Origin of the sequence: Micromonospora sp. NPDC005291 (genome assembly GCF_040607415.1) — a bacterium.
In the GTDB taxonomy this organism is placed as follows: Bacteria; Actinomycetota; Actinomycetes; order Mycobacteriales; family Micromonosporaceae; genus Micromonospora.
Genome location: NZ_JBEXGR010000039.1, coordinates 1 through 22,627, shown reverse-complemented (window position 1 = coordinate 22,627; position 22,627 = coordinate 1). Strand labels below are relative to the sequence as shown.

General features: G+C 68.6%; 17 protein-coding genes. 3 read left to right on the top strand and 14 right to left on the bottom strand.

The genetic code is table 11. The features are described from left to right. Positions 1-71 precede the first annotated feature (71 nt). From ABZT18_RS30865 to ABZT18_RS30845, 5 genes are read right to left on the bottom strand one after another with little or no spacing between them, the layout of a single operon-like run. Entirely contained in the window at positions 72-923 is an 852-nt protein-coding gene (locus ABZT18_RS30865) for a sugar phosphate isomerase/epimerase family protein (RefSeq protein WP_354997330.1), read from the bottom strand. Between the two features lie 6 nt (positions 924-929). Further along, positions 930-2,111: an ABC transporter substrate-binding protein gene (locus ABZT18_RS30860; RefSeq protein ID WP_354997329.1), complete on the bottom strand. Its 1,182-nt coding sequence runs from the start codon at positions 2,109-2,111 to the stop codon at positions 930-932. A gap of 12 nt (positions 2,112-2,123) precedes the next feature. After that, positions 2,124-3,107 (bottom strand): ABC transporter permease, encoded by a 984-nt coding sequence (locus tag ABZT18_RS30855; RefSeq protein ID WP_354997328.1) that lies wholly within the window; start codon positions 3,105-3,107, stop codon positions 2,124-2,126. A 2-nt stretch (positions 3,108-3,109) separates the two neighbouring features. Next, on the bottom strand, positions 3,110-4,084 hold the full coding sequence (locus ABZT18_RS30850) for an ABC transporter permease (protein WP_354997327.1): 975 nt from the start codon (positions 4,082-4,084) through the stop codon (positions 3,110-3,112). Continuing rightward, on the bottom strand, positions 4,081-5,595 hold the full coding sequence (locus ABZT18_RS30845; protein ID WP_354997326.1) for a sugar ABC transporter ATP-binding protein: 1,515 nt from the start codon (positions 5,593-5,595) through the stop codon (positions 4,081-4,083). Before ABZT18_RS30845 ends, ABZT18_RS30850 begins: the two co-directional genes overlap by 4 nt. Before the next feature lie 524 nt (positions 5,596-6,119). Between ABZT18_RS30845 and ABZT18_RS30840 the strand changes: the two genes are divergently transcribed. Then, a complete protein-coding gene (locus ABZT18_RS30840; protein WP_354997325.1) occupies positions 6,120-9,665 on the top strand; it encodes a ThuA domain-containing protein in 3,546 nt (1,181 codons plus the stop codon). Positions 9,666-9,751: 86 nt separating this feature from the next. Here the strand turns inward: ABZT18_RS30840 and ABZT18_RS30835 are convergent, their stop codons facing one another. The 7 genes from ABZT18_RS30835 to ABZT18_RS30805 all read right to left on the bottom strand — a co-directional run bounded on the left by ABZT18_RS30835 (position 9,752) and on the right by ABZT18_RS30805 (position 17,059). After that, positions 9,752-10,759: an aldo/keto reductase gene (locus tag ABZT18_RS30835; RefSeq protein WP_354997324.1), complete on the bottom strand. Its 1,008-nt coding sequence runs from the start codon at positions 10,757-10,759 to the stop codon at positions 9,752-9,754. A gap of 97 nt (positions 10,760-10,856) precedes the next feature. Further along, the gene (locus ABZT18_RS30830; RefSeq protein ID WP_354997323.1) at positions 10,857-11,618 is read right to left on the bottom strand and encodes an SDR family NAD(P)-dependent oxidoreductase; all 762 of its coding nucleotides are present in this window, start codon (positions 11,616-11,618) and stop codon (positions 10,857-10,859) included. Next, complete coding sequence (locus tag ABZT18_RS30825; RefSeq protein WP_354997322.1) at positions 11,615-12,640, bottom strand: alcohol dehydrogenase catalytic domain-containing protein; 1,026 nt, start codon at positions 12,638-12,640, stop codon at positions 11,615-11,617. The genes ABZT18_RS30830 and ABZT18_RS30825 overlap by 4 nt, the downstream gene beginning before the upstream one ends. Positions 12,641-12,759: 119 nt before the next feature. Next, complete coding sequence (locus ABZT18_RS30820) at positions 12,760-13,983, bottom strand: mandelate racemase/muconate lactonizing enzyme family protein (RefSeq protein ID WP_354997321.1); 1,224 nt, start codon at positions 13,981-13,983, stop codon at positions 12,760-12,762. Between the two features lies 1 nt (position 13,984). Then, positions 13,985-14,812 carry a carbohydrate ABC transporter permease gene (locus ABZT18_RS30815; protein ID WP_354997320.1) on the bottom strand — a complete coding sequence of 276 codons (828 nt, stop codon included), beginning with the start codon at positions 14,810-14,812 and terminating at the stop codon, positions 13,985-13,987. After that, complete coding sequence (locus ABZT18_RS30810; RefSeq protein WP_354997319.1) at positions 14,812-15,615, bottom strand: sugar ABC transporter permease; 804 nt, start codon at positions 15,613-15,615, stop codon at positions 14,812-14,814. Before ABZT18_RS30810 ends, ABZT18_RS30815 begins: the two co-directional genes overlap by 1 nt. A gap of 181 nt (positions 15,616-15,796) precedes the next feature. Beyond that, positions 15,797-17,059, bottom strand: a complete 1,263-nt coding sequence (locus ABZT18_RS30805) for an extracellular solute-binding protein (protein WP_354997318.1) — start codon at positions 17,057-17,059, stop codon at positions 15,797-15,799. 147 nt (positions 17,060-17,206) lie between these two features. Here ABZT18_RS30805 and ABZT18_RS30800 point away from each other — a divergent pair, with 147 nt between their 5' ends. After that, positions 17,207-17,977: a FadR/GntR family transcriptional regulator gene (locus tag ABZT18_RS30800; RefSeq protein WP_354997317.1), complete on the top strand. Its 771-nt coding sequence runs from the start codon at positions 17,207-17,209 to the stop codon at positions 17,975-17,977. A 105-nt stretch (positions 17,978-18,082) separates the two neighbouring features. Here the strand turns inward: ABZT18_RS30800 and ABZT18_RS30795 are convergent, their stop codons facing one another. Further along, positions 18,083-19,468: an RICIN domain-containing protein gene (locus ABZT18_RS30795; RefSeq protein WP_354997316.1), complete on the bottom strand. Its 1,386-nt coding sequence runs from the start codon at positions 19,466-19,468 to the stop codon at positions 18,083-18,085. Between the two features lie 713 nt (positions 19,469-20,181). On the opposite strand from ABZT18_RS30795, the gene ABZT18_RS30790 reads away from it, so the two are divergent. Beyond that, complete coding sequence (locus tag ABZT18_RS30790) at positions 20,182-21,927, top strand: family 43 glycosylhydrolase (RefSeq protein ID WP_354997377.1); 1,746 nt, start codon at positions 20,182-20,184, stop codon at positions 21,925-21,927. 130 nt (positions 21,928-22,057) lie between these two features. Here ABZT18_RS30790 and ABZT18_RS30785 read toward each other — a convergent pair. After that, the coding region (locus tag ABZT18_RS30785; protein WP_354997315.1) for an RICIN domain-containing protein at positions 22,058-22,627 on the bottom strand (570 nt) is incomplete at its 5' end.

Genomic DNA, 22,627 nt, shown 5'->3' with positions numbered 1-22,627 from the left:
CTCACCAGAGAGTGGGGATGGGGGTGGGCAGAACGCCTCGACGAGGCGGAGGTGGTGGTGCCCGGCGGCGGTCACCCGAGGATCTCCCGGAGATAGCGCAGGCCGTCCGTGGCGAGACGGTCCTGCGAGGGGGCCAACGGACGCCAGATCGCCGCGGCGGTGGCGATGGTCTCGTTCTCCGCGGTGAACGACTCGATGCAGATCGCGCCCTGGTAGCCGGTGTCCCGCAGGAAGGTGAAGAAGCGGGGCCAGTCGAAGTGGTCGGCACCGGGGGCGCCCCGGTTGGTGCCGCTGACCTGGACGTGCTTGATGTGCGGGCCAGCGATGGAGAGGGCCGCGTAGGGGTCGGCCTCCTCGATGTTCATGTGATACGTGTCGATCATGATGCCGACATTCGGGGGTAGACCGTCGATCAGCTCGACCGTCTGCTCGATCGTGTTGACGACGCTCGTCTCGTAGCGGTTCAGCGCCTCGACACCGATGCTCACGCCCCACTCACCCGCCTGCTCCGCCACCGGCGTCAGGGCCCGCCGGAAGTCCGCGTAGCAGGCCGCGCGAGCCGCCGGCGACATCCGCCAGGTGCGGCCGACCGCGGCGTACACGGGACCGCCGATACACGGCGCGCCCACGGCCGCCGCGCTCGCCACGCACCCCATGAGGTACGCGACGGTCGACTCCACGACGGCCGGTGCGGCGTTCACCAGGTCCCGTCCGGGCGGGGTGACCGCGCAGACGCCGGCAGCGACGAGGCCGTGTGCCGCCAGCAGGTCCCGGGTGCGGACCGGGTCCCAGTCACCGGGCTGCTCGATCGGCAACTCGACCGCGTCGAAGCCGAACGCGGCGATCCGCGGGATCAGCTCGGCCAGGGCCTCGTCGTCGACTGGCGAGGTCCACACCCAGGGGTTGACGCCGATGGTGTACACCGGAACCTACTTCCAGCGCTGCGGGTAACCGGGCAGGTCGGTGCAGCCGCACATCGCGTAGTGCAGCGGCGGCATGCTCGGATCGAGGTACCGGTCCAGGTTGTCCTGGGTGATGGTCGGCTGTGGCAGCTTCCACGGGTTGGACACCTGCTGGCCGTCGAGGATCCGCAGCGCGGCGATGATCGGCGTACGCCACTGGTAGGTCGGGTAGGTCGGCGCGATCGCGGTGAGGTTCTTGTCCTTCCAGATCTTCAGGAAGTCGAGCTGGTCCTCGCCGTTCATCGGCGGAACGGGCTTGCCCGCGTCCTGGAACGCCTCGACCGCCGCGACGGCCACCGCTCCGGCGTCCATCCAGACACCGTCGATCGTGCCGTACCGCTGGATGTAGTCGTCGACGATCTTCTTGGTCTTGGCCGGATCGCCGTCGGTGAACTCGACCCCCACGACGTCGACCTTCGCCTTGTCGAACGCCACCTTCGCCGCCGACCAGCGGGTTTCCAGGACGTCGACACCAGGCAGGATCCGCAGGGCGAGGACCTTGCCGCCGGGCTTCATCTTCTGACTGACGAACTCGGCTCCGACGTGACCGAACCCGTAACCGCCGATGGGGTTGATGAAGGTCACCGGGCACTTCGTGTTGACACCACGGTCGAAGACGACGACCGGCAGCCCCGCCTGGCAGGCCGCCTCGACAGCCGGGGTGAGCGTGGCGGTGGTGTTCGGCGAGACGATGAGCGCGTCACAGCCCTTGCCGAGCAGGTCGTTGATGTCCGCGATCTGCTTCTGGTCCTTGCCTTCGGCGTCGACGTGCACGAACTCCTTGATGCGACTGCGCTGTGCCTCGACCTCGGCCTGCATGGTCTTGAACCCGACCTGCCGCCATGGGTTGTTCAGCGCCGCGTTGGAGAAGCAGATCTTGTGCGGACCGTTCTTCTTGAACTTCGCGGTGTCCACCATCGTCGGGTTGAGCACCTGCTCCCATGGCTTGTCGGCCGGACCGGTCGGGGCTGCGTCGAGCAGCGAGAGCTCCGCGTCGTAATCGGCCTGCACGAAGAACTTCGACTGCTCCCCGGTGCCCGACCCAGCCGCGGGGGCACTGCCCGACGGGCTCGCGGCCGGCTCATCGGTGGCACAGGCGGCGAGGGACAGCAGGGTGACAGCGGCCGCGGCCGCCATGAAACGTCGCACTATGGTTCCCCTTTATCTCGACGAAGAACGCGTTGCCGAGACCGCCACGGCGAGCAGGATGATCCCGCCCTGGACGGTCGACCTGAGGGCGCCGGAGACGCCGTAGAAATTCATGAGGGCGAACAGCAGTTCGAGGGTCAGCGCACCGAGCATCGCGCCGACGACCGAACCGCGACCCCCACCCAGCGCGACACCACCGAGGACGACCGCGGTGATCGCACCGAATTCCAGGCCAGCGCCGGCCTGGAACGACACGCCGCTGTAGCCGCCCAGGAGGATCGCCGCCACCGCCGCCGCGAGCCCGCTGAGGATGAAGGCGATCGTCCGGGTACGCCAGACGCGTACCCCGCTCAACTCGGCGGTGCGCGGATTGTCGCCGACGGCGACCAGTGTCCGGCCGAAGTCCGACCGCATCAGCAGCACGGCCACCGCCGCCAGGACCACCAGGACCAGCAACGCGTACGGCACGCGACCGAGCACCGGTACGTCCTCGAACGCCCGCCGACCGAACCGCCGGAACTCCTCGGAGAGCCCGCCCTTCGGGGCGCCGTCGGACCACAGGTACACCGCGCCGACGAGGATCAGGAACATGCCGAGGGTGGTGATGAACGACGGCACCCGCAGCCGTGTCGTGATCAGGCCGTTGACCAGCCCGACGAGCGCGCCGAAAGCGAGCAGGAGCAGCACCACCGGCCAGGTACGGGACGGGTCACTGTCGATCAGCCGGGCGGCGACGACGACCTGCGCGGTGACCAGGGAGCCGACGGAGAGGTCGAACTCGCCTGCGACGATCACGAAGTACTGACCGGCGGCGAGCAGGATGATCGGCGCCGAACGGCCGAGGAAGGACATCAGCGACGGTGGGGCGAGGAAGTCGGGCTGCCGGAGGCCGACGAGCACCAACAGCACCGCGAGAATCGTGAGGATCGGCAGGACGCCACCGGGGCGAACCCGTGGGAGACGCAGCGGCAGCGAACGGCGCTGGACGGTCTGCATGGCTAGGACGCCGCCTTTCGCAGGGCCCGGCGGGCGTAGATGGCGACCGCGGCGATGATGATGGCTCCCCTGATCACCTGCTTGAAGAAGGCGTCGACCTCGAGCTGGTTGAAGATGGCGTCGATGCTGGCAAGCAGCAGCACCCCGCCGACCGTGCCGATGACGCCGCCGCGCCCACCGGCGAGGGCGGTCCCGCCGATCACCACCGCGGCGATCGACTCCAGGTCGTAGAGGCCCTCGGTGCCCACCCTCGGTGCCCCGGAGCCGAGCCGACTGGCGAGATAGACGCCGGCGAGCCCGGCACACATCGAGCACAGCACGTGGGCGGTGACGAGGATCCGGTCGTTGCGGACGCCGGAGAGCCGGGCCACCTCCGGGTCCCCGCCGACAGCGACCAGATGGTGACCGAACCGGGTGCGCGAGAGCGCGAACCAGGCGGCCCCGGTCACGGCGACCAGCAGCAGGAACGACAGTGGTATCGGACCGACGCGCTGGTAGCCGAGGGACTGCACGAGCGTGGGCGAGGTGGTGCCGGCGGGGCCGTCGTAGCCGTTGTCGAGGTACCCCTTGAGCAGCAGCCCGACGCCGAGGGTCGCGATGAACGCGTTGACCTGGAGCTTGGTGACGAGCAGCCCGTTGAGCAGCCCGACGCCGGCGCTGACGGCGAGCGCCAGTCCGATCGCCGGCACCAACGCGCCGTCGCTGCCGTTCATCGTCTCGGCCGCGACGAGTGTGCTGAGGCTGATCACGTACGCCACGGAGAGGTCGAGCGAGCCACCGAGGATGACCAGGGTCTGGCCGACGGCGACGAGCCCGAGGCCGGCTGCGACGTGCAGCAGACTCACCGTCGTGGACTGGTTGAAGAGCTGACCGCCGTCGAGCAGGACAACCAGCCAGCCGATCGCGAGCGTGAGGGCAAGGGCCACGAACACGCCCGGTACGGGCCGGCGGGCCGGGAGGAGCGACAGGGCGCTCACTGTGCCATCTCCGTTCGCGTGGTCCCGACCGCCAGGGTGACGACGTCCTCCTCGGTCGCGCCGGCGGGCAACTCGCCTGCGATGTGACCGTCGCGCATGACGACGATCCGGTCGCTCATCCCCAACAGCTCCGGCAGGTCGGACGAGATCATCAGCACGGCCGCGCCGTCGCGGGCGAGGCGGCGGACAAGGTCGTGGATGGCTGACTTCGCGCCCACGTCGATACCCCGGGTCGGTTCGTCGAAGAGCAGGATCCGCGGGTTGAGCGCGAGCCATCGGGCCAGCACGACCTTCTGCTGGTTGCCGCCGGACAGGAAGCGGATCTCCTGGTCGTCGCCTGCGGCGCGGACCTCCACGGCGGCGAGCAACTCGCGCGCCCGTACGGTGCGGGCGGCGCGACCGGACCGCGCCGCGAAGACGGCCCGGCTGGCGAGCAACGTGTTGTCGAGCACCGACTGCCGGGGAACGATCCCCTCGCCCTTGCGGTCCTCGGTGACGTAGGCGATGCCAGCCCGCATCGCGGTGCGTGGCGAGCGCAGCCGGACCGGCCTGCCATCGAGCGTGACCTCGCCGGTCGTGAACGGGGACACCCCGAAGAGCGCACGGGCCAGCGCCGACCGCCCGGAGCCCTGGAGGCCACCGATGCCGAGCACCTCGCCAGCGCGCAACTGAAGGCCCACGCCCCGCAGCTTCCGGTTTCCCGCGTCGCGGACGGCGAGCCGTACGGGGCCGAGATCGTCGGGGCCGGCCCGGTCCGGGTAGTAGCTGGAGAGTTCCCGGCCGACCATGTGCCGCACCAACTCGTCGGCGGTGGTGTTCGCGGTGTCCATGGTGGTGACCCGACGGCCGTCCTTGAGGACCGTGATCCGGCCGGACAGGTCGAAGACCTCCGTGAGCCGGTGCGAGACGTACAGCAGGCCGATGCCCCGCTCCTGGAGCCGGCGCACCAACCCGTAGAGCAGCTCGACCTCGTGGTCCGCCAGTGCGGCGGTCGGCTCGTCCATGATGAGCAGCCGTGCGTCCAGGGCGAGCGCCTTGGCGATCTCGACGACCTGCTGCTGCGCGACGCCGAGCCGCCCCACCCGGGCGTCGGCCGGCAACGTGGTCTCGCCGATCGAGGCGAGCAGTCGCCGGGTGCGGTCGAGCATCGCGCGACGGTCGACCAACCCGCGGCGGACCGGCTCGTGCCCCAGGTAGACGTTCTCCGCGACGGTGCGCTCCGGGAGCAGGTTGAACTCCTGGTGGATGATGCCGACGCCGGCCCGCTGGGCGTCGCGCGGACCACGGAACGTGCGTGGTTCACCGGCGAACTCGACGGTGCCCTCGTCCGGGACGTACCCACCCGAGACGATCTTCATGAGGGTGGACTTCCCGGCGCCGTTCTCACCGACGACGGCATGGACCTCGCCCGGCGCGACATCGAGGTCGACACCATCGAGAACGCGTACGCCGAGGAAGGACTTGCCGATGCCCCGGAGGGTGAGCAGCGGCGCCGGCCGTGGGTCTGACATCCCGAGAGCCCTCACAGATAGTAGTCATCGGCAGGATCCGACACACCGTGCCCCGGTGGATTCGAGGCGCTGGACGACCAGCTTTCGCAGCTGGCCGCGGATGCTTACGTTCTCGCGTTGCGAACATTCCCTTGACATCGTTGAAACATCACACGTATGAAGATAGATGTTTGAATGCGGGTCCGCAATCCTCGATCTGAGGCGAATGCCAGGCCCGCTGGCCGATCGGCAGCGCCGCCGCGACCAGACAGCCAGACGTGGCCGCCGCCCACCTGACGAAACATCGGATGTCGCACCATTGATTGACAGTATTCTATCTCTAGCTCATCCTGACCTCATGGACCACGGGACGAACACCACGGCCACCATCACGCTGGGTGACGTCCTGCTGGGCTGACTGCCGTTGCGGCGGACGGCACGACGACCGACCAGCACATTCGCGCCCCTCGCGCGTCCAGGCACGACCTGACGCGTCGCCGGGCCCGTGGTCGCAATCTCGTTGCCCGCCCAACCTAGGAGACGGCATGCGTCGCAACTCATTGATCATCGCGGTGATCGCCGGCCTGTTACTGGCGCTCGGGCTCGCCCCGCCAGCGTCAGCGGCCCCGGCCTTCCGCGCCCTGTTGTTCACCAAGACCGCCGGCTACCGGCACGACTCGATCCCCGCCGGGATCTCGATGTTCCAGCAACAGGCAGCAGCGAACAACTTCGAGCTGGTGCAGACCGAGGACGCGAGCGTCTTCACCCCCGCCAACCTGGCGACCTTCGACGTCATCATCATGTTCCAGACCTCGGGCATGGTCTGGACCTCGGCGGCCCAACGCCAGGCGGTGGAGGGTTACCTCGCCAGCGGCAAGGGCATCGTCGGCGTCCACAACGCCACCGACATGGGAATCGAGGCCGAGTACCCGTGGTGGGACCAGACCGTCAACGGCGGCGCCCACATGCCTGAGCACTCCCCTGGGGTGCTGGCCGGCACCGCCATCGTCGCCGACAAGCAGCACCCGTCGACGGTTGGTCTGCCGGATCGCTGGAGCCGCAGCGAGGAGTGGTACAACTTCGACACCAATCCACGCGGCAACGTGCACGTACTGGTGACCGCCGACGAGCGCACGTACAACCCGGGGTCCCGGGCGATGGGCCCGGACCATCCGATCTCCTGGTGCCGCAACGCGGGCGGCGGACGGGTGTGGGCCACCGCGATGGGCCACGCGATCGATTCCTACAGCGAGACGAACTTCCGCAACCACGTCCTGGGCGGCGTCCGGTGGGCCGCCGGCAACGTCGCCGGCGACTGCGGTGGCACCGTCTGGGGCAACTTCGAGAAGCGCACCCTCGACGACAACACCGTCGACCCGATGGCGATGGCCGTGGCCCCGGACGGGCGCGTGCTCTACGTCCAGCGCGGCGGGCAGGTGAAGATCTTCAAGCCCTCCACCAACAGCACCGTGACCGCCGCCACGCTGAGTGTCTACACCGGCGGCGAGGACGGCCTCACCGGGATGGCGCTGGACCCCAACTTCGCCAGCAACGGGTACGTGTACCTGTACCACTCGCCAGCGAGCAGCACGACCGATGTCAACCGCGTCTCCCGCTACACGCTCACCGGCGACACGCTCAACCTGTCGAGCGAGGCCCGGATCATCGACATCCCGGCGTACCGTGACCGCACGTTCCCGGAGCCCGGCCACACCGGCGGGTACATCGAATTCGGTCCCGACGGAAATCTCTACATCGGCACCGGTGACGACACACCGCCGAACCTCGACCCCAACTGGCAGGGTTACGCCCCGCTGGACTGGCGGTCGGGCAAGGCCAACCTCGACGCCGCCCGGACCGCTGGCAACACCAACGACCTGCGCGGCAAGCTGCTGCGCGTCCGGCCCTCGGCCAGCGGGGGCTACACCATCCCGACGGGCAACCTCTACGCCCAGGGCACGGCGCAGACCCGCCCGGAGATCTACGCGATGGGCTTCCGCAACCCGTTCCGCTTCTCGATCGACCCGGCCAACGGCTGGGTGTACCTGGCCGACTACGGGCCGGACCGCAACCCACCGACCACCAACCGCGGTCCCGAGGGGTTGGTCGAACTCAACGTGATCAAGTCGGCCGGCAACTACGGTTGGCCGTTCTGCCACGGCGACAACCAGCCCTACGCGCCGTTCAACCCGGACACCGGTGTCGTCGGCGCGAAGTTCAACTGCAACGCGCCGGTCAACAACTCGCCCAACAACACCGGCCTGGTAAACCTGCGGCCCGTCGTCGCACCCAACCTGTGGTACGGCTACGGGACCTCGCCGACCTTCCCGGAGCTGGGCTCCGGCGGCTCGGCGCCGATGGGCGGCCCGGTCTACCGCTACGACGCGGCGAACCCGTCCGCGACGAAGTTCCCGCCCTACTACGACGGCGTGCACTTCTTCTACGAGTGGTCGCGCAGCTACATCAAGGAGGTGCACTTCGACTCGGCCACGGCGGTGACCCGCACCAACCCGTTCCTGCCGGGGGGCGGGTTCAACAAGCCGATGGACATGGAGTTCGGCCGGGACGGCTCGCTCTACCTGTTGGAGTGGGGCACCAACTTCGGCGGCGGCAACAGCGACTCTGGGCTCTACCGCATCGACTACATCCAGGGCGGCCGGTCGCCGGTCGCCAAGGCCGTCGGCACGCCCACCAGTGGTAGCGCACCGCTCAACGTCCAGTTCAGCAGCGCCGGTACGGCCGACCCGGACCCCGGCAACACACTCAGCTACCAGTGGACGTTCGGCGACGGCACCACCTCCACGGCAGCCAACCCGGCGCACGTCTACACCACCAACGGCAACTACACCGCGCAGTTGAAGGTCACCGACAACACCGGCAAGACGGGCTTCGCCAACGTCCAGATCACCGTCGGCAACACCGCGCCGGTGGTCACCATCACCACCCCGTCCAACGGCGGCATGCTCACCTTCGGTGACCGGGTGTCGTACCAGATCAGCGTCTCCGACCCGGACGGCGGCACGATCGACTGCACCAGGGTGGTCCTCAACCCGGCGCTCGGCCACGATGACCACGCGCACGAGACCACCGAGTATCCGGGCTGCTCGGGCACCATCTCCACCGACCTGCTCGGCGGACACCCCGACGGCGCCAACCTGTTCTACGTGCTGAACGCCCGGTACACCGACAGCGGCGGTGCGGGGGGCGCGGCCCCGCTCACCGGCTACGGGCAGGTGATCCTCCAGCCCAAGCACAAGCAGGCCGAGTACTACAGCAGCCAGTCCGGCACCCGGGTCGTCGACCAGGCCGGCGCGGAGAGCACCAAGCGCGTCGGAGACATCTCCAACAACGACTGGATCGCGTTCACCCCGATGAGCCTGTCGGGTATCACGAACGTCAGCTACCGGCTGTCGTCGCCGTCAGGTGGCGGGTCGATCGAGCTTCGCGCCGGCTCGCCGACCGGCACGCTGCTGGCCACCACACCCGTGCCCAGCACCGGTGGCTGGGACAACTACCAGTCCACACCGCCGGTGAGCGTTGCCGCCCTCGCGGGGACCCAGACGCTCTACATGGTGTTCAAGGGCAGCACCAACAACTGGTTCGATCTTGACTCGCACACCTTCGGTGGCGCGGGTGTCGGTGTTCCCAGCACCGGCGGCCTGGCGGGTCGGACCTGGACGGTCACGGCGCAGCACAGCGGCAAGCTGATGGACGTCAGCGGTGTCTCCACCGCCGACGGCGCCCAGATCAACCAGTGGGCGGCCACCGGTGGCAACAACCAGAAGTGGCAGGCCGTCGATGCGGGTAGCGGTGCGGTCTATCTCAAGGCGGTCCACAGCGGCAAGTGCGTCGAGGTGATCGGCAGCTCCACCACGGCGGGTGCCTACCTCCAGCAGGCCACCTGCAACAACGGCAACCAGCAGAAGTTCACCGCCACCGCGACGGCAACCTCCGGGGTGTACACGGTGCGCAATGTGCTGAGCGGGCTCTGCGTGGACGTCAACGGCGCCGCCACCACGGACGGCGCCCGACTGTTGCAGTGGACCTGCCACAGCGCCAGCAACCAGCAGTGGCGGTTCACCCTGGCGTGACGATCCGCCGCTGTCGCGGCAGCCAGTGACGATCCGGTCGGGACCGGTCTCCGATGAACGGAGCCAGTCCCGACCGGGGGTCACCGTCAAGCGGGATGGACGGAGCCGCCCTGCCCAGGTGGTGTGGCGAGCAGTCCCGCCGCCGCCAGCGCGTCCCAGAGTTCCTCCGCCACGACGGCCTCGGAGCGCCGTACCGCCTCGGTCGTCTGTGACCCGTTGCGTACGCCGACCACCGTCGACACCACGGCCGGCCGCCGGCGGACGAAGGCGAGTGCCGCCTGCGGCAGGGTGACACCGAACGACTCACAGACCGCGGCGATCCGCCGCGCCCGCTCGATCAACTCCCGTGGTGCCTGCTGGTAGTTGTAGAGCGCGTCAGCCGGTGGCCGGTCCCGCGACAACAGCCCCGAGTTGTAGACGCCCGCGATGACCACGCCCACCCCCCGGCTCTCGGCGGCGGGCAGCAGGTCCTCGGCCGCACCCTGCTCGAGCAGGGTGTACCGCCCGGCGCACATCACCACGTCGACGTCGGTCTCCCGCACGAACCGAGCCAGCATCGCCGACTGGTTCATGCCGGCGCCGATGGCACCCACCACGCCCTGATCACGCAGGTCGACCAGGGCGGGCACGGCTTCGCGTACGGCCTGCTCCCAGTGGTCGTCCGGGTCATGGAGATAGACGATGTCGATCCGGTCCAGCCCCGTGCGGTCGAGACTGGCCTCGATCGAGCGACGAACGCCGTCGCGACTGAAGTCCCACACCCGCCGGTGGCTCGCGGGAACATCGAACCCGTCACAGTCCCGCAGGTGGGCGTCCTGCGACGACGGCACCAGGAGTCGCCCGACCTTCGTCGACACGACGTACTCGTCGCGCGGCCGGTGCCGCAGCGCGGCGCCGAGGCGTCGTTCGGACAGCCCGAGCCCGTAGTGCGGCGCGGTGTCGTAGTACCGGACGCCCGCCTCCCACGCGGCGTCGACCGCGGAGGCGAACTCCTCGTCCGTCGTCGCCCGGTACAGGTTGCCACCCTGGGCCGCGCCGAAGCCCAGCTCGGTGAGGCGTACCTCCGGGCGACGCGGCAGTGCTCGCCCCCTCACGGCGCCTCCAGCCCGGAGAAGCGGCGCGCCGTTTCCGCCCAGACCAGCACCCGGTCGGCATCGCCAGGGCCGGCCCGTCCGGGCACCTGCCCGCCCGTCATCGGCCCAGCCAGCCGCCGTCGATGGGCAGTACGATTCCGTTGACGTAGTCCGATGCGGCCGATGCCAGGAACACCGTGGCACCGCCGAGGTCGTCGGCGCGGCCCCACCGGGCAGCCGGAATCCGGGCGAGGATCGCCTGCGCGCGGTCGGGGTCGTCGCGCAGCGCCTGTGTGTTGTCGGTGGCGATGTAGCCGGGGGCGATGGCGTTGACGTTCACCCCATGGGCTGCCCACTCGTTCGCCAGCGCCTTGGTGAGCCCAGCCACGCCCGACTTCGACGCGGCGTAGCCGGGGACGGTGATACCGCCCTGGAAACTCAGCAACGACGCGGTGAAAATGATCTTCCCTCGGCCACGCTCGACCATCGTCCGGCCAATCTCCCGGCTCAGGATGAACTGGCTGCTGAGGTTCACCTCGATGACGTGGTCCCACATCTCGTCCGGGTGCTCGACGGCCGGGGTACGCGCGATCGTGCCGCCGTTGTTCACCAGGATGTCGATGGGCCCGAGAGCGGTGAGGTCCCGGGCCAACCGGTGTACGGCCGCCCGGTCGCCGAGGTCGGCCCGCAGCGCGGTGAAACGGCGACCGACGGCCCGCACCCGACGTTCGGCCTCGCTGCCATTCGGTTCGAGCTGGGCGGAGACGCCGACGATGTCGGCACCGGCCAGGGCCAGTGCCTCGGCCATGGCGAGGCCGATGCCGCGCCGGGCCCCGGTCACGACGGCGGTCTGCCCGGACAGATCGAACAGGGCGGTCACTGGTTGCCCTCCCGCAGGTCGAGCAGCACCTTCATCACGCCGCCACCCTCCAGCGCCGTGAACGCGGCGGTGGCCGCCTCGACCGGTTCGACCCGGGAGATGAGCTGTCGCGCCGGGATCGCACCCGAGGCGACCAACCGGATCGCCTCCACCATGTCCTCGCGCCGGTACAGCCGAGCCCCCAGGAGTTCCAGCTCGCGCCAGAAGAACCGGTGCAGGTTGACCTCCCGGGGCTTGGGGTGGATCGCCACCATCACCAGTCGGCCGCGGGTGGTGAGGACGTCGACCGCCGTGGTGACGCCGGCGACGGCACCGGACACCTCGAAGGCGATGTCGGCGCCCGCGCCGTTGGTACGGTCGTTGACGAGCGCCACGACGTCGGCCGATCCCGGGTCGACGGCCTCGATCCCGATCCCGCCCGCCACCTCGCGTCGGAACGGGTCCGGCTCGACGAGGAGCACCCGCGCGCCGCGACCCTGCGCGACGACGGCGATGAGGACACCTACCGGCCCACCGCCGACCACGACCACCTGGTCGTCGGCGGTCACGTTCCCGCGTCGGACGTCGTGCACGGCGACCGCGACCGGCTCGACGAGCGCCGCGTGGTCGAGCGGCAGTTCCTCGGGAAGCGGCAGGACCAGCTCCGCCGGCACGTTCCAGGAGGACTGCATGGCGCCCGGCGAGTCGATGCCGAGGAAGTTCATGGCGTGGCAGATGTGGGAGTTCCCGCGCTGGCAGGCGGCACACTGTCCGCACGGTCGGGTGGGCAGCACGGTGACGGCCTGGCCGACGCTCCAACCGGTGGCGTCCTCGCCGACGGCCGCGATCCGCCCGGACATCTCATGCCCGATGATCGCTGAGTCACCGACCCGAGCGTCCATGTCCCCGTGGTAGATGTGCAGGTCGGTGCCGCAGATCCCGGTGTAGGCCACCTCGATCCGCACCTGGCCCCGACCCGGTGGCACCGGTTCACGATCCTCGATTCCGAGGTGTCGCGCCCCCCGGTAGACGACTACCTTCATCGATCCTCCGTCTCAACGGTCGGTACGTCGCTCGTGCCGACCGGGCATGGTCGTGGGCGCACCGCGGTGGCGGCGCACCCACGCTCCCCTTGTTTCTGGCGGTCAGCTCACGTGGCTTCTCAGTGCCGTGCGGTGGGCGACACCTCGTTACGGGAGTGCAGCGGCACGACGGGCACCTGGCGGGCGGGAAGTACGCCGTCGACCCCGGCCAGCAGGCGTCGTCCGGCCCGCTCCGGCCGGACGTTGGGGCTGTCGGCCGTCTGCGCCTGCGGACGGCGGTTGGCCATCCGAATTCGCTCCTCGTCGATCCGGACACCCAGGCCGGGTGAGTCGCCGAGGACGAAGGCGCCGTCCTCGACGTGCAGGTCGATGGAGACGCCGACCGGTGGATGCAGGTCCTGCAGCTCGCTGGTCAGGTGATTCGGCACCGAGGTCGCGGCGTGCAGCAGCCCGACCGGGCTGTTGCCGATCGGGCTGACCGGCAGGTCGTGGGCATGGGCCAGGGCGGACGTCCGCAGGAAGTGGGTGACCCCCCAGACGGCGGCCATCTGGACGACGTCGACCGCGCCGGCGGCGATGAGCGGACGGTACTGTTCGAGCCCGGTGAGGTTCTCCCCGGTGGCGACCGAGGCGCAGACCCCTCGGCTGACGGCCGCAAGGCCCTCGGCGTCCCAGCGCCGGACGGGTTCCTCGATCCAGATCAGGTCCAGGGTGCGTTCGAGTTCGCAGACGTGCCGGACGGCCTGCTTGCGGGTCCATGCCTCGTTCACGTCGAGCATCAGACCGGGCCGCCGGCCGTGCCCGGCCTCGGTCAGGACGTCCTTGACCAGGCCGAGCCGGTGCCGATCGCTCTCGATGTCGAGACCGCCCTTGAGCTTGGCGGCGCGTAGGCCATAACTGGCATAGACCTCGTACTCCGCGACGAGCTCATCGTCGGTCAGCCCGATGTCCAGGCCGGACGCGTAGGCGGTGACCCGCCGGTCACGTCCGCCCAGCAGCCGCCACAGCGGCTCGCCGGCCGCCTGCGCCTTGATGTCCCAGAGTGCGGTGTCGAGAGCGCCGATGGTGCCGAACACCGGGCCCGCGTGACCCGCCTTGAAGGTGTGCCGCAACATGCGGTCGTACAGGGTCGTCACGGCGCGGGGGTCCTCGCCCTCGATGGCCGCGAAGATCCGCTCGATCTCCACGTGCGGCCCGAGGCCGACTCCCGAGATGCCCTCGTCGGTATCGACGACGACGATCGAGACCGGGACCACCCCGTCGGCGAACACGCCGTTGGCATCGCCGACGGGCCGCCCCCATTCCTGGACCGTGGTGAGCGTCCGATATCCCGTGATGCGCATGTCAACCCTTCGTGGAACCGGCGGCCACGCCGTCGGCAATTTGGCGCTGGAGGAACAGGTAGACCAACAGAACGGGTATCGCGGCGATCAGCACCCCGGAGGCGAAGGTGGGAATGTTGTCGGAGTACTGCCCGCGCAACGAGGTCACACCGACCATGAGCGTCCGGTGATCGGCCGAGGGCATCATCACCAGCGCCATGAGGACGTCGTTCCAGCAGAACAGGGCGTTGAGGATGCCGACCGACAGCAGCGCCGGGGTGCCCAGGGGCAGCATGATCCGGCGATACACGCCGTACACGGTGTTGCCGTCGATCCGGGCGGCGTCGACGATCTCCGGCGGGATGCCCTTGTAGTAACTCGTCATCAGGAAGACGGTGAAGGGCAGGAACTGGGCCACATAGACCAGGACCAGGCCGGGGTACGTGTCGATGAGCGCGGTGTCGGCCATCATCCGGGCGAGCGGCACCATGATCACCTGAAACGGGATGAAGAGACCCGCGAGGCAGCCCAGGAACAACGCCGACGACCCACGGAACCGCAGCTGGCTCAGGGCGAAGCCGGCCATCGACCCGAGCAGCAGCAGCAGGACCACCGACGACGTCACCACGAGCAGGGAGTTGACGAAGTAGCGGCCCATGCCGACGCTGTTCCACGCCGTGCTGATGTTCTCCCAGCGCAGAGCATCGGTCAGGGAGAAGCGGTCGAGGATGTAGTCACGCCGCGTCTTCATCGCGACGTTGGCGGTGAACAGCAGGGGGTAGATCGTCGCCAGTGCGAGCAGTGACATCGGGATGGCGACCAACCACCATCCCGGACGGACGCGAGACATCAATCCTCCTTTCCCGCTCGTTCGAGCAGTTTGATCTGCAGCAGCCCCACCACGAGCATGATCACGAAGAGGATCGTCGATGCGGCCGACGCGAGAGCCGGCCGGTTCATCTGGCCCTGCTGGATCCAGATGTAGTACTCGGGCAGATACGTCGATCCCTCCGGCCCCCCGCTGGTCATGACGAAGAGGAGCCCGAACATGGAGGTCAACATCCCGATCATCGTGGTCACGAAGACGAACTGGATGGTGCGCGACAGGCTCGGGATGATCACATGCCAGACGACCTGGCGTAGTGACGCCCCGTCCACCCGGGCCGCGTCCAGAAGCGCCGCGTCCAAGGTGGCGAAGCCGGCGAGGAACACCACCAGCGCCATCCCGAAGGTGGCCCAGATGTGCACACCCACCACCATGAACATCGCGAGGTCCGGGTCGCCGAGCCAGTCCACCGGGCTGGCACCGACCGACCCCAGGACGGCGTTGAGGGGGCCGTCGAAGGCGAGCAGAAGGTTGAAGATCGCACCGACGATGACCGGCGAGAGCACCGCGGGAAAGAAGTAGACGCTGCGGTAGAAACGGTGACCGGGCACCCGGAGGTAGATGAACGTCGCGAGCAGACCGGGGATCGCCACCGCCACCGGAAGCAGCAGCACCAGCAGCCCGACGTTGCGTAGCGAGGTCCGGAACAGCGGATCCTCGAACAGCTCACGGTAGTTGCCGAATCCGACCGTCGACCCGTTCTGCGCACCGTCGCCGGTGAAGGAGAAGTTGACTCCGAGGAGCAACGGGTAGAGCCGCAGCGCCACGATTATCAGGACGGCTGGAGCGACCAGGATGTAGGGGGCGAAGCGTTCGGCCCGTCGCCCGCCGCCGACGCGACGAGGACGTGCGCCTCTCCGCGGCGCGGAGGAGGTGACCGCCGCCCCGCCGGTCCGTCCGGCCTGAGCCGGACGGACCGACGGTTGCGTGTTTCCGATCGGCACGAGGTCAGCCCGCCTGGTCGGAAGCGGCCAACTGCTTCACCACCTCGTCGACGGTGATCGAACCGCTGAGCAGTTGCTGGGAGAGCCGGCCCATCAGGTCCAACGTCTTCGAGGACAGGGCCACATGCAGAGCGGGCTTACCGCTCTTGAGCTCGGAGACGATCGTGGCGACAGCCGGGCCGCCCTGCGACACGTCGATCGTGGTGTCGGCGGCGATCGCGCCTGCGTCGGCGTAGAAGGCCTTCAGCGCGTCGGTCGAGGTCAGGGAGCGCACCAGGTCGGCGGCAACTTTCGGGTCCTTCGTCCACTTGGCAACCCCGTAGCCGATGCCACCGTCGTACGGAAGGCTCGGGGTGGTGCCGGCGGTGACGACCGGAGCCCTCATGACGCCGAGCTTGTCGGCGGTCAGGAACTCGTTGAAGTCCTTCCAGTGCCCCACGTCCGACATCAACCCCATGACGTGGGCGGCCTTACCGGACTGGAAGAGCGCGAACGAGTCGTTGAACATCGCGGTCGAGTTGGCCCCGTCGTTGTTCATACCCGCGTCGCCGGCGTCCTTCCAGAGCTGGAAGATCCGCTTGACGTTGGGCGAGTTCCAGTCGCGCTTCCCGGCGATCCAGGCGTCGTACTCCTGGGCGGTGAGGGTGGCCGACGCCAGGCTGGAGAGCCAGAACTGGATGCCGACGCCCTCCTTGTTGCCGAGGGCGAAGCACTTGGCACCGGCCTTGGCGATGGCGGCGCAGTCGGCGGCGAACTTGTCCCACGTGGTGGCCGGGCTCGCCGGGTCGAGCCCGGCCTTCTGGTAGATCGCCTTGTTGTAGTAGATGGGGTGGCCCTGCAGCGTCACCGGGCTGGCGTAGACCTTGCCGTCCTTGGTGAAGGCGTCCCAACCGGCCAGCCGCTGCCTGTCGTCGGCCACGTAGTCGTCGAGCGGCACCAGCGCGTCCACCCGGTCGCGGATCTGGCCACCGCCGTTGAACAGCATGACGTCGGGGCCCTTGCCGGACTGGATCGCCGCACCGAGCAGCGTGTAGTACTGATCGAAGGGCTGCGCGACGAACTCGACCGTGACATCGGGATGCTTCTTCTTGAAGTCGGCCTTCGCCTTGTCCAGATACGATGCGGCGAACGCCTCACCGGACTTCCAGTCCCACACCACCAGTTTGCCGTCCGACCCGCTTGACGAGCCCGAACCGGTGGCACTTCCACAGCCGGCCAAGGCCAGTCCCACAACGAGGACGGCCGACCATATTGCTCGCTGTCTCATCAGTTGTCACCTCTGAACGTGGGGTGGCCCAGCGGACGCGCCGCCACGCCAATATGAGCGGAACGTAACTCGTATGACGTGTTACGTCAATACTCGGCCGTACACTGAGCCGGACGTCGTGCCACGGCGAGCCATTCGGAGGGGGACATGACGCCACCGCAGGAGACAGCCCTGAATAATTCGGCGACCCCGGCGTGGGTGCGTCGACCGACCAACCTCGCCAGGGCGGTCACGGCCGAGCTGGTGGAGCGCATCGTCCGTGGCGTCCACCCGTCCGGGACGTCCCTGCCGCCCGAGCCGATCCTCTGCGAGACCTTCTCCGTGAGCCGGACCGTCGTCCGGGAGGCAGTGAAGATCCTCCAGGAGAAGGGGCTGGTGCAGGTCCGCCAGGGTGCCGGCACGATGGTCACCCCACCGTCGAACTGGGACATGCTCGACGAGCTCGTCCTCGGGGCCGCCATCGCCGACGACGACACCCTCGCCATCCTCGACGACCTCGTCGTCACCCGGCGGGTTCTCGAGTCCGACATGGCGAACGTCGCCGCCCGCCTCGCCGACGCGGAGACCATCGACCGACTGCGCGCCCTGGTGGACCGGATGGACGAACTCGTCGACGACCACGTCACGTACCACGAGCACGACCGGGCCTTCCACGACACGGTCATGCAGGCATCCGGGAACCGCATCGCTCGCGGTGTCGTTCGGGCGCTGGAGAGCCAGGTCATCAACACCGCTAGCTACATGGGCCGAACCGAACGCTCGTTGTGCGTGGCGTCCAACCAGGGCCACCGCCGCATCTACGAGCGCATCGCCGCTCATGACTCCATCGGTGCCGCCGAGGCGATGTTCACCCACATCACCGAGGCCTGGCTGGTCCGCCGCAGCGGGTCGGGCAGCCCGGTCCGTCTCCAACGCTGACCCGACGACGGGCCGCCGTCAGGTCAGCCGAGCCGAAGCAGCGCCCACTCCCAGTGCAGGAGCAGGCGCTGCCCGACCTCAACGCCGTCAGGTCGGCGACCGGGGTCAGGAGAACTGCGCGAAGAACCTCCAGATCTCACCCTTGGTCCAGGTCGTGATGCCGCTCTCGGCATAGGTTCCGTCCACCGGGCCGGGCATGTGACCGTTGTCGTACGCGGCCCACTGCACCGGGTACCCGGCCCTGCAGCCCGAGTAGATGGTCGTGATGTGCGCGCGGCTGCCCGCCCCCGGCTCGGGCGGGTTCTGTGCGGTGCAACCGTTGTTCCGGACGAACGTGTCGCGCAACGACCGCCCCTGGGAGATGTTCAGGACGTTGTCCGAGATGCCGTGCAGTCCGAAGTACGCGATGGGCTGCGTACCGCCGCTGCACCCGCTGATCTGCCCGCCGGAGATGACCGCGACGGCCCGGAAGGCGTTGGCCCGTGCGCAGGCGATGGCGTAGCTCATGCCGCCGCCCCAGCTGAAGCCGAGGGCGAACCGCTGCCTCGGGTTGACACAGAGGTCGCTCTCGATCCGGCTGACCAGGTCATCGACGAAGGTGATATCCTCACCGCCGGCGTTGCCCCAGCCGTTGCCGAACCCCTGGGGCGCGACCAGGATCGCGCTGTTGTTCGACTGCTCCTGCTGCCCGTAGTAGGACCAGGGAGTTCCGCTGGTGCCGCCGGAGGAGATCTCCTGCATGGTGCCGCCCCGCCAGTGGAATGCGAAGATCAGCCGGTAGGGGTTGTTGTTGTTGTAGTTGGCGGGCATCCGCAGGATGAAGGAGCGGCTCTTTCCGTTGCTCTGAATCGTGTGCGTGCCGCTGGACAGCGTCGGCGCCTTGCCGCACCCGTTACCACCCGACGGCGGCGGGTTACCGCCGTCCGTGCGGACGAGCTGCCACTGCTGGTTGGTGCCGTTCCAGTCGGAGTACTGCACGATGTTCCCGCCGTCGGCCGTGGAAGCTCCCTGCACCTCCACGACCTTGCCGCTGTGTCGGCTGATCAGCCGGACGTGACCGCCGTCCGAGTCGGCCAACCGGAACTGCTGGTTCGTCCCGTTGAGGTCAGCCCACTGCACGATCGCGCCACCGTCGGCGGTCGAGAAGTTGCTGACGTCGAGCACCTTGCCCGAGTGCCGGGACTTCAGCCGGTAGTAGCCACCCCCCGAGTCCACGAACTGCCACTGCTGGTTCGCGCCGTTGTTCCGCGCCCACTGGCTGATCCGTGCGCCGTCGTTGGTGGCCGAGCCGTACAGGTCCAACGCCTTGCCGCTGTTGCGGTTCACCAGGACGTACCAGGCGTTGGTGTCCACAGTCGCCGCCGCCGCGGGCGTCGCGTTGACCGCGACGAGCGTGCCGGCCGCCATGACCGCGGCGGCCGCCGCGGCCAACCCTGACCGCCAGCGACGTCTCTGTGGAGAGGCGGGACGAGCCTCACCGATGGCCTTCATGATCCACTCCTTCGATCGGGGTCACCCACGAGCAGAACGCGCGGGTGCCCTGGCGTGCGTGCCGGCGTCTGGTGGTGGCGTCAGCACGTCTGAGGTGTTGTGCGGGCGAGATGCGGCCATGGCGCAGGTGCTTGGCCATGCCACGAGCCGCCCGTGAAGCAGGCTTGCGCTGACTGCGGCGGTGCATCATCTGACTCCCGGCAGCCACGTGCTCCGCGAGTGAAAAATTAGCGCTAACGACGTCATACGTCAAACGACCAACGTCGATCCCGTCGGCCTGCGCCACTCCAACGCCACGGCTCGCTGAACCCAACGTCTCGGCGGTCCAGGTGACTTGACGAAGCGCATGTTATCGCTCACAGTCGATGGACGAGGGCGACGTGCCGGCGGTGGCTAACCGGGCGAGCCGCGCTGGTCGCACCTCGGCGCCAACGTCACCCCAGGGCAGGCCGATGGCCGGGCGTGGACCGGTGGTTCGCGGCCACGGTACGGGTGAGTTCGGATTCCAGGCACCGGCAACCAACCCGGCGCCATTCCCCCTGCACCGCCAACTCACCAACGACGAACAGCGGCTTCCCAGACCGGCGCGATGCCACAAGCGGTGACGTCCGCACCGGGCCGGGTGCCCGTTCGGACACCATCAACCGCCCCCGGAGGTACTCGTGAAACCCGCACTGCCACCACTGGTCAGACTGAGGCGCTCGGTCGCCTGGCTGGCGAGCCTGGTCTGCGTCCTCGCGCTGGTTCCGGCCGGCGCTTCGAAGGCTGACAACCCCATTGTTCAGCACATCTATACGGCTGATCCGGCTCCGTTGGTGCACAACGGTCGGGTGTATCTGTACACCGGGCATGACGAGGATGGTTCGACGTACTTCACGATGAAGGAGTGGCGGGTGTGGTCGTCCGCCGACATGGTCAACTGGACCGATCATGGTTCGCCGTTGAATGTGAGCACTTTCAGTTGGGCCAGCGCGAATGCGTGGGCCGGCCAGGTCATCGCCCGCAACGGGAAGTTCTACTGGTACGTGCCGGTGACGAACCGGGCGACGAATTCGATGTCGATCGGTGTGGCGGTGGGTGACAGCCCGACGGGGCCGTTCCGGGACGCTATCGGCCGCCCGTTGGTGGGCAATGGTGAGATCGATCCGACGGTGTTCGTCGACGACGATGGGCAGGCGTACCTGTACTGGGGTAACCCGGGTCTGTGGTACGTGAAGTTGAACCCGGACATGGTTTCCTTCTCGGGCAGCGCGACCAGGATCACGCTGACCACGGCGGGGTTCGGCACCCGTAGCGGGAATGCGAGTCGGCCCACCCTGTATGAGGAGGGGCCGTGGGTGTTCAAGCGCAACGGCTTGTATTACAACGTGTTCGCGGCGGAGTGCTGCTCGGAGTTCATCGCGTACTCGACGGCTCCGGGCCCGACCGGGCCGTGGACGTATCGGGGGACGATCATGCCTCGGCAGGGTGGGAGTTTCACCAATCACGCGGGCGTCGTGGACTTCAACGGCGGTTCGTATTTCTTCTATCACAACGGGGCGTTGCCCGGTGGTGGTGGCTACACCCGGTCGGTCGCGGTGGAGAAGTTCACGTACAACTCCAACGGCACGTTCCCGACGATCACCATGAGCACCACGGGTGCGCCGCAGGTGGGCACGTTGAATCCGTACGTGCGGCAGGAGGCCGAGACGATCGCGTGGGGCTCCGGCATCGAGACGGAACCGTCGAGCGAGGGCGGCATGAACGTCGGCTGGATCGAGAACGGCGACTACGTCAAGGTCAAGGGCGTCGCGTTCGGCGCCGGCGCGACCTCGTTCAACGCGCGGGTGGCCTCGGCTGCCAGCGGCGGAACCATCGAGGTCCGCCTGGACGGCCCCACCGGTTCCCGGGTGGGCACCTGCACCGTGCCCGGCACCGGCGGCTGGCAGACCTGGCAGACCGTCTCCTGCCCGGTGACCGGGGCGACCGCTACCCACGACCTGTACCTGAGGTTCACCGGCGGCAGCGGGAACCTCTTCAATGTCAACTGGTGGCAGTTCCAGACCGGTGCCGACCCCACGCCCACGCCAACGCCCACGCCCACGCCCACCAGCGCGCCCACGCCGACGCCGACGCCGACGACCACGCCGACGCCGACGGACCCGGGCGGACTGTCCTGTGGGGTCACCAACACGGTGGTCAACTCCTGGCAGGGCGGTTTCGAGGGGCGGCTGACGATCACCAACACCGGGTCCGTGCCGATCGGCGGCTGGCGGGTGAGCGCCACCCTCCCCAGCGGGCAGACGGTGTCCCAGACCTGGAACGGCACCCACAGCCAACAGGGCAACCAGGTGACCGTCACCAACGCCAGCTATAACGGGCAACTAGCGGCGGGGGCATCCACCACTGCGGGTTACATCAGCGCCGCCACCAGCGGCAACAGCCAACCACCGACCAGTCTGAGCTGTACGGCCGTGTGACGGTCGGGGCGGCCCGCCCCACCGGGGCGGGCCGCCATTCCTGTACCTGCCTCGACACGTCGCCGTACGGGTGCTGCCTCAGCTCGGTTGGCCGGCAACTCCCGACCACCCGGGTCGATCGTGACGGTCGCTACCCGATGCGGACCAGTTGCCACTGTTGGTTGTTGCCACCCCAGTCGGCGTACTGAACGATGTTCCCCCCGTCAACGGTGGACGCGCCCTGCACCTCGACGGCCTTGCCGCTGTTGCGGTTGATCACACGTATGTAACCACCGGCGGATTCGGCCAGCCGGAACTGCTGGTTCGTACCGTTACCGTCGCTCCACTGCACGATCGCAGCGCCGTCAGAGGTGGCGAAGTTGTAGACGTCCAGCACCTTGCCGGAGTTCCGGGACTTCAGCCGGTAGTAGCCGCCACCCGAGTCCACGAACTGCCACTGCTGCCATGCTCCGTCATTCCGGGCCCACTGGGTGATCCGCGCACCGTCACTGGTCGCCCGTTCGTACACGTCCAGCGCCTTGCCACTGTTGCGATTCACCAACACGTACCAGGCGCTGGTGTCCACCGGGGAGCCCGGCGGGGGCGTGGAGGGCGGGTTCGAGCCCGCGTTGAGGGCGTTCAGGACGTTGGTGTACGCCGCCTTCTTGTTGCCGCCGCAGTCGAACAGCAGGGCGTTGTCGGATCCGCGCCAGGAGTCACA